This is a genomic window from Mesorhizobium sp. M4B.F.Ca.ET.214.01.1.1, from assembly GCF_004791545.1.
Taxonomy (GTDB): Bacteria; Pseudomonadota; Alphaproteobacteria; order Rhizobiales; family Rhizobiaceae; genus Mesorhizobium; species Mesorhizobium abyssinicae.
The window spans coordinates 318,247-325,253 of record NZ_SRUX01000007.1 but is presented as its reverse complement, the minus strand read 5'-3'; the positions used below and the strand labels follow the sequence as shown (position 1 = coordinate 325,253).

10 protein-coding genes and 4 pseudogenes are annotated in these 7,007 nt (G+C 59.1%); 9 read left to right on the top strand and 5 right to left on the bottom strand.

Annotation, left to right across the window (positions count from 1 at the left end; translation table 11 throughout):
- The 5 genes and pseudogenes from EN857_RS35250 to EN857_RS36335 form a co-directional block, all read left to right on the top strand.
- A partial coding sequence (locus tag EN857_RS35250; protein ID WP_210235144.1) for a hypothetical protein occupies window positions 1-282 on the top strand: 282 nt, incomplete at its 5' end.
- A gap of 9 nt (window positions 283-291) precedes the next feature.
- Complete coding sequence (locus tag EN857_RS16725; protein WP_245493425.1) at window positions 292-1,344, top strand: GSU2403 family nucleotidyltransferase fold protein; 1,053 nt, start codon at window positions 292-294, stop codon at window positions 1,342-1,344.
- 204 nt (window positions 1,345-1,548) lie between these two features.
- Window positions 1,549-1,714, top strand: a pseudogene (locus tag EN857_RS35775) (TrbC/VirB2 family protein); the annotation flags it as partial.
- 42 nt (window positions 1,715-1,756) lie between these two features.
- Window positions 1,757-1,995, top strand: a pseudogene (locus EN857_RS34795) (hypothetical protein).
- Between the two features lie 12 nt (window positions 1,996-2,007).
- A pseudogene (locus tag EN857_RS36335) lies at window positions 2,008-2,256 on the top strand (hypothetical protein); the annotation flags it as partial.
- A 207-nt stretch (window positions 2,257-2,463) separates the two neighbouring features.
- Here EN857_RS36335 and EN857_RS16710 read toward each other — a convergent pair.
- Complete coding sequence (locus EN857_RS16710; protein ID WP_127390862.1) at window positions 2,464-2,826, bottom strand: low affinity iron permease family protein; 363 nt, start codon at window positions 2,824-2,826, stop codon at window positions 2,464-2,466.
- 140 nt (window positions 2,827-2,966) lie between these two features.
- Between EN857_RS16710 and EN857_RS16705 the strand changes: the two genes are divergently transcribed.
- The 3 genes from EN857_RS16705 to EN857_RS16695 all read left to right on the top strand — a co-directional run bounded on the left by EN857_RS16705 (window position 2,967) and on the right by EN857_RS16695 (window position 3,845).
- Window positions 2,967-3,146: a hypothetical protein gene (locus EN857_RS16705; protein ID WP_127390861.1), complete on the top strand. Its 180-nt coding sequence runs from the start codon at window positions 2,967-2,969 to the stop codon at window positions 3,144-3,146.
- The gene (locus tag EN857_RS16700; RefSeq protein ID WP_348630791.1) at window positions 3,143-3,457 is read left to right on the top strand and encodes a DUF982 domain-containing protein; all 315 of its coding nucleotides are present in this window, start codon (window positions 3,143-3,145) and stop codon (window positions 3,455-3,457) included. The genes EN857_RS16705 and EN857_RS16700 overlap by 4 nt, the downstream gene beginning before the upstream one ends.
- A gap of 79 nt (window positions 3,458-3,536) precedes the next feature.
- Window positions 3,537-3,845, top strand: a complete 309-nt coding sequence (locus tag EN857_RS16695) for a hypothetical protein (RefSeq protein ID WP_127390860.1) — start codon at window positions 3,537-3,539, stop codon at window positions 3,843-3,845.
- A gap of 80 nt (window positions 3,846-3,925) precedes the next feature.
- Here EN857_RS16695 and EN857_RS35770 read toward each other — a convergent pair.
- Window positions 3,926-4,404 (bottom strand): annotated as a pseudogene (locus tag EN857_RS35770) (hypothetical protein); the annotation flags it as partial.
- 56 nt (window positions 4,405-4,460) lie between these two features.
- Between EN857_RS35770 and EN857_RS16690 the strand changes: the two are divergent.
- Window positions 4,461-4,652 carry a hypothetical protein gene (locus EN857_RS16690; RefSeq protein ID WP_127390859.1) on the top strand — a complete coding sequence of 64 codons (192 nt, stop codon included), beginning with the start codon at window positions 4,461-4,463 and terminating at the stop codon, window positions 4,650-4,652.
- Window positions 4,653-5,910: 1,258 nt separating this feature from the next.
- Here the strand turns inward: EN857_RS16690 and EN857_RS34790 are convergent.
- The 3 genes from EN857_RS34790 to EN857_RS16680 all read right to left on the bottom strand — a co-directional run bounded on the left by EN857_RS34790 (window position 5,911) and on the right by EN857_RS16680 (window position 6,996).
- Window positions 5,911-6,069, bottom strand: a complete 159-nt coding sequence (locus EN857_RS34790) for a hypothetical protein (protein WP_187331246.1) — start codon at window positions 6,067-6,069, stop codon at window positions 5,911-5,913.
- Between the two features lie 157 nt (window positions 6,070-6,226).
- Window positions 6,227-6,733, bottom strand: coding sequence for a ferritin-like domain-containing protein (locus tag EN857_RS16685; RefSeq protein ID WP_127308749.1), 507 nt, complete (start codon window positions 6,731-6,733; stop codon window positions 6,227-6,229).
- Window positions 6,734-6,792: 59 nt separating this feature from the next.
- On the bottom strand, window positions 6,793-6,996 hold the full coding sequence (locus EN857_RS16680; protein ID WP_127393799.1) for a KGG domain-containing protein: 204 nt from the start codon (window positions 6,994-6,996) through the stop codon (window positions 6,793-6,795).
- Window positions 6,997-7,007 lie beyond the last annotated feature (11 nt).

Genomic DNA, 7,007 nt, shown 5'->3' with positions numbered 1-7,007 from the left:
CTCACGTCACGGATCACTTCGACGGCGCCGAAGTGCTTTGATACGCCCGAAAGCGTGATTCCCGTCATGCTTGCGATCCTTCTTTCCTACATAATTTCGGATAAATACCCGATGTCAAGGAATGTTGGGCTTCGGCACAATGGGCGATCCGTGGTACGCCGAGACGCCCATCGCGCCAAACGCGATCGAGGCAACAACGGGCGGGCCGCCCGTGGCCGCGCGCGCAGATCCACCGGCGTCGGAACAACGGGCCGTCTGTTCAACGATTTGCACTTTCGTTGAACACGACGTATGTTCAACAAGCTAATTTTTGTTGAGCATCCCATGTTCGATCGCCACTCGCCCATTGCCCACTCAGCCTATCATGATCTACTTGCGTCCTTGCGCGATGAGGCGATCGCGGAAATCCGTGGAACGCCGACCCGCGTAGAGCGCGGGCGCCGAACCTACTGGTATGATTCCTATCGTGTCGGCTCCGACGTCAAAAAGACTTATATTGGGGAAGACAGCGAAGCACTACGCGCCCGAATGCAGCGCATCGGCGCGCTCCGAGAGGGCCGTGAAAATCGCAGGCGCAACCGTGCCCGGCTGGTCCGTCTGTTGCGCGCCGAAGGGTTTCTTGGGATCGATGCAGCTACAGGCAGCCTTCTGCACGCATTGGCCTCAGCCGGCGTATTTCGCCTTGGCGGAACCGTCGTTGGGACGCAGGCATTCCGGCTCTACGAGGGTGAACTTGGCGTTCGCTTCAGCTTCGACCAGACAGCTCAGACGAGCGATATCGACATTGCGAGCTTCGAGCGCCTTTCCATTGCGCTTGAAGATAACGTATCGAGGCCGCTCGATAATGTTCTGAGAGATTTCTCATTTGAACCGGCGCCAGCGCTGGACCCCGTCAAAGCCTGGCGCTGGAGGCAAACGCGTAACGAGACGCTAGTCGAATTTCTTACACCATCCTTTACCGAAGACGAGCCCTTGCGGCCATTGCCTGCTCTGGGTGTCCATGCCCAATCGCTGCATCACCTGAACTATCTGCTTGCGGAGCCAATCCTGGCCGCGGTCACATATCGCGACGGCGTTCTCATCCAGATACCTCGACCGGAACGCTTCGCGATCCACAAGCTCATAGTCGCGGACCGGCGACTTGATGGGCCAGACAGCCTCAAGGCGCTGAAGGACCGGCTACAGGCCGAATTTCTAATCACCGTTCTGGCCTTGGACAGGCCCGATGATCTGCAGGAAGCCCTTGAGGATGCTCTGTCACGAGGAAAGCGCTGGCGCGAACGGATCAAGAAGTCCATCAACAAGTCGCCATCGCTTCAGGCTAGGCTTGGTCCGCTCACCTAATCGACAGTTGCACGTTCGGGTTCTGAAGCGCCATCAACCGAATACGAGCACTTAGCCCGAGGAGGCCGTCAGCGCTTGGCGGACGATCCCGAGGCACGGGAGGGGACGGTGAGCCTGCCGCTGTCGACGAGCAGAGAGACACCCACGCGTCGATCAGGCGGCATCCGCGTGGTCCTACCGTTGCGCATTCGCGCAAGCGCCGGCCTGCACAACATCGTCGACCTGCCGACCGGCAACATCGCCAAGCTGCTGGCCACCATCGCGATGATAGTGATCTGCATTGCCTGGATGTTCGGCTACATGGATCTTAGAAGGGGAGGGTTCTCGATCATCGGCACCCGGCGCCACCGAACTCGTGAACATCATCGTCGAGCTGACGCCATGGCGAATTCGCGGGCTGCACCTGCCCGTGATGGTCCGCCGCGTGACCGTGGAAGCCATCTGCGTGAACATCATGCTCACCACCAGCGCCGGCTCCATCGCCCAAGCTCTCGTGGACGTGGGTTGCGCGCACTCGTCAAACACGACCACAACATGTTTCGCATTCTGCTGACCTGGGTGGAGACCTTGGCGGTCCCAGAACAGCACCTATTCGGGCGAACCAACCTTACACGCCTGAGACCCGACCGACGCTTCTTCGGTGGTCGGTAGCATGGCCGTTCGGGCATCATCAAGGTACTTCTGGGAAGCGTGACAGAAAGCGTTCTGCGTTCGGTCGCCGTCGATGTCTTTGCGGTACCGCCTATCCGAAATTGGTCAAGGTCTGCGTGGATGATAGTTTGTGTTCGTCTTGGGAGTCCGCGGTCGCCACGAAGGGGCGGGACGCCATCGTTGCCCTCACTGCGGTCCATGCGCTTCCTCCAAACGACCCACGCTGCGGGAAGACTGACGGCTGCCCATTCTGTCCGATGACCTCGCCGACTTCAGTCCGAACCAGTTGCATAGGATGAAGTCCGCTTGTCCAGTGCATGTGGCCACCGGCTACTCCGAGCTGATGCGCACGCCTGCAGCTCAATGTGCATCCCGAGATGAAATTCCAGCTCCTCCATAGTGCGGGTGCATGGCCCCACGGATAACGCGGAGAAGAACTGCGAGTCACCCGTCTTCGACACGCGCAGTCTACACATCTCGTGACCTTTCTTTCGCCCGGGCGCACGCTGCGCGAAACTCTTCGACCTCTTGCTCCGTCAGATGTTCGATGCCGATAAAGGCGTTCTTGCCCTGGCCGGAGCGGATCAACTCATCGAGCTTTGCCTGGATGGCGGCGCCATCGCGGTTCTGTGTGTTCTGAATCAGGAACACCATCAGAAAGGTGACGATGGTGGTTCCGGTGTTGATGACCAGTTGCCAGGTCTCGGAGTAGTGAAACACAGGGCCAGTTGCCGCCCAGGTCAAAACCGATCCCAAGCAAAGAGCGAACGCCCACGGCCTACCTGTTGCGTGAGCGACTGCTTCCGCCATTCGATTGAACCACTTTTCCATGACACAAACCTTGGATGATGATGCGCAACCAACGTTGGTTTAGGGCACCAGTTCCCACCGATCAGGATCGCGATTTCCGGCAACTTTTGCGCGCTTGCCGAGTTTGTTTCCTGAGGGTTTCTAGAAGGAAGAGCGTCACCATGGAAGCGACACAAATTCAGCCAGCCGCGGTAGGAGCCGGGGTGGAACGCAAGCGCTGCGCCGACATAGTCGACCTGCAGGCCTTACATTTTGAGCGAAAGAAAATCATCCCGGTAGCCAGGGCGCTGAAGGCGGTCGCGCAAGAAATTCGCGGGGTTGAATCTCCGCCCCCGATGTGAGCCCGCTGCGCCCCGGCAGGGCCGATAAGCGCGATGACCGGCTGGCAAGGCGGCGCTTCTATTCTCCGGTCTATGTGAGAGCCGCCCCGGCGGACAGGCCTTGTGAAGTCGGCCACGTCCAGGAAGCGGCCGAGCAACTCGTCAAATGGCCGAAGCGGGGCCCCGGATGGCACAAGGCAATGATCCTTTGCCTGTCAGCTCTGGAGGGCGATCCGATTGATCCGCAGGTCATACGCCAAGCCTTCGAAGCTGCGGCAAGGGAGGCTGGGATGTTGCTCACTTTCGACCCACGTAATGCCAGCCGAAATTAATTCGCTTTCCCCGGAACATCTCATCCATGAACCCTGTTTTCTCCTTGAGGTCCTTCGGCGATCTAGGGAGGATAAGCTGATGAACGTCGCCAACTTGCAACTTGAAGGCCTTCTTATGTCCCTAGCGTCAATCAACAATCTGCTGGTTCACAAGGGGGTTCTTTCGATCGACGAAATTGACCGGGCCTTACAACATGCCGAGGATTCGCTGTTGGACGACGCACGGCTTTACGAGGATATGTCCCCGTCAAATCGCGATGCTGTGTGTTTTCCGCTGAGATTGCTTCAGTTGGCTAACTTGGCTCAGTCGGAAACAGAGATTCCGCCATTCTCCGAACTTGCCAGAATGGTGGCCGAGCTCAAGCAGCCCTATAACGAAAAAGGCTAGCTCCACGACGTCGCCCCGTTCGTGCCGTACGGGGCAAAGCGCCTTCTGATTGCACATAGCATTGCCCCGCCGGCGCTTGGTCAGCGGGCAACTTCGCCTTCTCTATGACTGCCCCTTTCGTCACCGAGGTAGCTCCTGGCAAGCGGCCTAAGGCCGCGCAGCACGCTTTCGCATTCGACTTCATCCGGCCCGTATGCAGGCGCATCTGGTTGAATTCGCTCCATCCGCTGGCCTCATACTCCTGACGGCGTTCAGACACGTCAACCGAACCGTCCTGCCCGAGGATGCGCTCGGCTTCCGGAACGGAGTTCATCCTGACTTTGGCAGTCACAAGTGTTCCGCCGCGTCTGATGTCTTCGGCGCAGACGTGAGCATCCCGCTCTGGCACTCCGGATTCGGTGAGCGCGCCATGATCCCGCCGGCCGCTCCCCAACTGCGGCGCCGCTACCGCGCCGGCTGCTGTGGCGACGAGCCATCCAGCTGCAACTACAGGGGCCATCCCTGGGATGGTCATTATGCCAAGACCCGTCAAAAGAGCCCCGGCTCCCCCGATAGCCGCTCTGGATTATCAGGCAGCGTGTTTGCCGGCACCCAATGAACGCGATGGAGAGAAAAATGAAAATCCCCACGGGAACGGCGAATTGGATGCGTTCGGAGTCTCCTCGGCCGATATCAGTCTCTTACGCGGCAGACGACGACAACGCTGCACTCAAGACATTCGCCCAAGAAACGCTCCCCACGCTGAAAATGCAAAAGGAGATGATCGACATTCCGCGGCTGGGGCGGGACAACCCCGACGGCCGATAAAGACATCGAGCACCCCGTCGACAGCGTCTCCCGTGCCTGGTGCCAACAGCTTCACGGAGGACCATGCCAAAGCCCGGATCGAAAGCGCCGGGTATTCGAACGTGGCCGACCTAAAGATAACCAAGGTATCTGGCGCGGTCAGGCCACCGCCACGAACGGGCAATCCACAATCGTGGCTAACAACTCTGCCGATTGGGTGGCGAACCCTCTGACGTTGCAGACGATTCAGCAGGCGGTGCCGGCATATAGCTTTCAAACAGGCCGACAGCATTTGCTCCAGGTGAATGGAGTAAGGCAGGCGGCCAACAGGGCCACGTGCTCACGCTGCAGATTTCCCCGCGTGCACTACGATCCCGCCGCGGACGGCCCGAAAGTGAGAATAATCAAGAGGGCGACAAAAAGCATCGCGGCTATCATGGCACCCCACATCAGGATATTTCCGGTGCCGCGTTGCTCCGGGGCGCGAGACAGGTGTTTTGCCATTGGATGCGAACCTCAGTAAAATCATCTCTCAGCAACGTGCCTTCACAAGGGCTGGTTCCCGGCCGCTGCACCGCATCCCAAGTGGGGCTGAGGTCTTGTTCCGAAGATTCCGGGGCGCGGCCGGAACATTAGCGGCTTTGAATTAGTTAGGTCCTTGCGTCGGATGAGGCTGCTTGGAGTTCGGCGTAGGCTGGTGGGGCAAAAACATCAGCCGCGGCCCGCGTTATCGGTCCTCCGTAGCGCGGGCTTTTTCATGCCGCTGGAACAATGCGGCCACCTCTCAGTTTTCATGGTTGGCGGTGCATTCCAGATCACAACTCCGTGGCGCCGCCCGGAAAGCTAGCCGAATGGAGCCCGCCTCGGTCCCCTCCGGTGCGGGCTTCATCCAATATGACGCGGCCGGGGGCCGACTGAGATGGCGATTGACGGCCAAGACCCATTCAGAACTAGACCAACGAATGGAGCGAACGAGTAGGGCAGCGCGTGAAATCATCCAAATGGAAGCAGCCGCGCGCGCTGAGAGGGACTAAGAGGTTGAAGGATTTGCGCGAAGCAAACAAGCCACTGTGCGGCAGCCTGTGAGGAAAACCCAAAGACGGCCGACTAGCACCTAGGAGTCGAAATCCATGCGCCGGTGTCTGGGCTGCTCATGCCAGACAACCTGTCGCAAGTCGCGCCAGTCCACTGCTTGACCCCAGACGGGACATTTGTGGAAATGATCGCCGGCGCTCAGGTCGCGCGCCGGCAAACCGCCGCTCAAGATCAGAAAGCTTGGTCATTTTACGAAGTCGGGGGTCTGCCGTCGTTCGTCCCATTCGCGAACGCTTTCATCATCGTCGCTCCCCCGGATCTCTTCAGCAACTGACGACAGAGCCCGTGAAACATTGAACAGGTTTAGCCGTTCAAAGGCGCGCGCTCGTTGCTGCAGGATCATTATACATCGTCGACGTTCAGAGACGGCTTCGGTCACCGATGCGACTGGTACCATCGCATCGGCTGGTTGTTCTACATGGAAGTTGGATTGCATCGGTATAGTCATCGTAGCACCATGCGGCTCCGGACAAGCACCGGAGCCGCTTGTTGAGAGCTGATCAGGCCGCTTGCAGGGCGCGCTCGTTGGCGTCGCTCTCGCCCAAAGCGCTGAGCGCTTCGTCGGTCGCCGTCTCTTCTTTGAGGGTTTCGCGCAACAGCGGGATGGCATCCTTCATGCCGAGTTGCTCCGCCCAGGCGATGAGGGTCCCGTAGCGGGCAATCTCATAGTGCTCGACCGCCTGTGCGGCGCCTACAAGGCCCGCATCGAGGGCAGGCGCCCCCTTATACTCTTCGAGCACCTCCGAGCCCTCTTCGAGAATGCCGTCGATGGCGGGGCACGTCTTGCCTCTGGCAGGTTTGCCAAGTTGCTCGAAAACCTGTTCGAGCCGTTCTACCTGGCGTTCTGTTTCCATCCGGTGTTTCTCGAAGGCAGCACTCACCTGCTCGGATTCCGCTGCCTTTGCGAGCTTCGGCAATGTCTTCAGAATCTTTTTTTCCGCGTAGTAGAGATCCTTCAGGCCCTCCACGAACAGCGTTTCCAATCCCTTTTCCGATTTCATCGGCATCGCGCTTTCTCCTTCTGAATGACTAAGAAAAGCGGCGCCTCAGAGCGCCGCTTCCTCTATCAGGACTGACCACCTTTGCGACCGGCTTCCGAAGCCTTCTCGCGGTCGTCAGCAAAGTTGCCGCCGCCGCGCTGTTGGCCGCCGCGTTGCTTGTCGTCGGCCTGCTGCTGACCGCTGCCGCGACGCTGATCCTGATCGTCGGCGGATTTCCGGCTCTGTCCTGTCTTCTCATGCTGTTTGCGACTTCCGCCTTGATTGGCCATGTCATTCTCCT

Coding starts and splice junctions, on each gene's coding strand:
- EN857_RS16725 (WP_245493425.1), top strand. CDS start 292: ATGTTCAACAAGCTAATTTTTGTTGAGCATCCCATGTTCGATCGCCAC.
- EN857_RS16710 (WP_127390862.1), bottom strand. CDS start 2,826: ATGGAAAAGTGGTTCAATCGAATGGCGGAAGCAGTCGCTCACGCAACA.
- EN857_RS16705 (WP_127390861.1), top strand. CDS start 2,967: ATGGAAGCGACACAAATTCAGCCAGCCGCGGTAGGAGCCGGGGTGGAA.
- EN857_RS16695 (WP_127390860.1), top strand. CDS start 3,537: ATGAACGTCGCCAACTTGCAACTTGAAGGCCTTCTTATGTCCCTAGCG.
- EN857_RS16690 (WP_127390859.1), top strand. CDS start 4,461: ATGAAAATCCCCACGGGAACGGCGAATTGGATGCGTTCGGAGTCTCCT.
- EN857_RS34790 (WP_187331246.1), bottom strand. CDS start 6,069: ATGATCCTGCAGCAACGAGCGCGCGCCTTTGAACGGCTAAACCTGTTC.
- EN857_RS16685 (WP_127308749.1), bottom strand. CDS start 6,733: ATGCCGATGAAATCGGAAAAGGGATTGGAAACGCTGTTCGTGGAGGGC.
- EN857_RS16680 (WP_127393799.1), bottom strand. CDS start 6,996: ATGGCCAATCAAGGCGGAAGTCGCAAACAGCATGAGAAGACAGGACAG.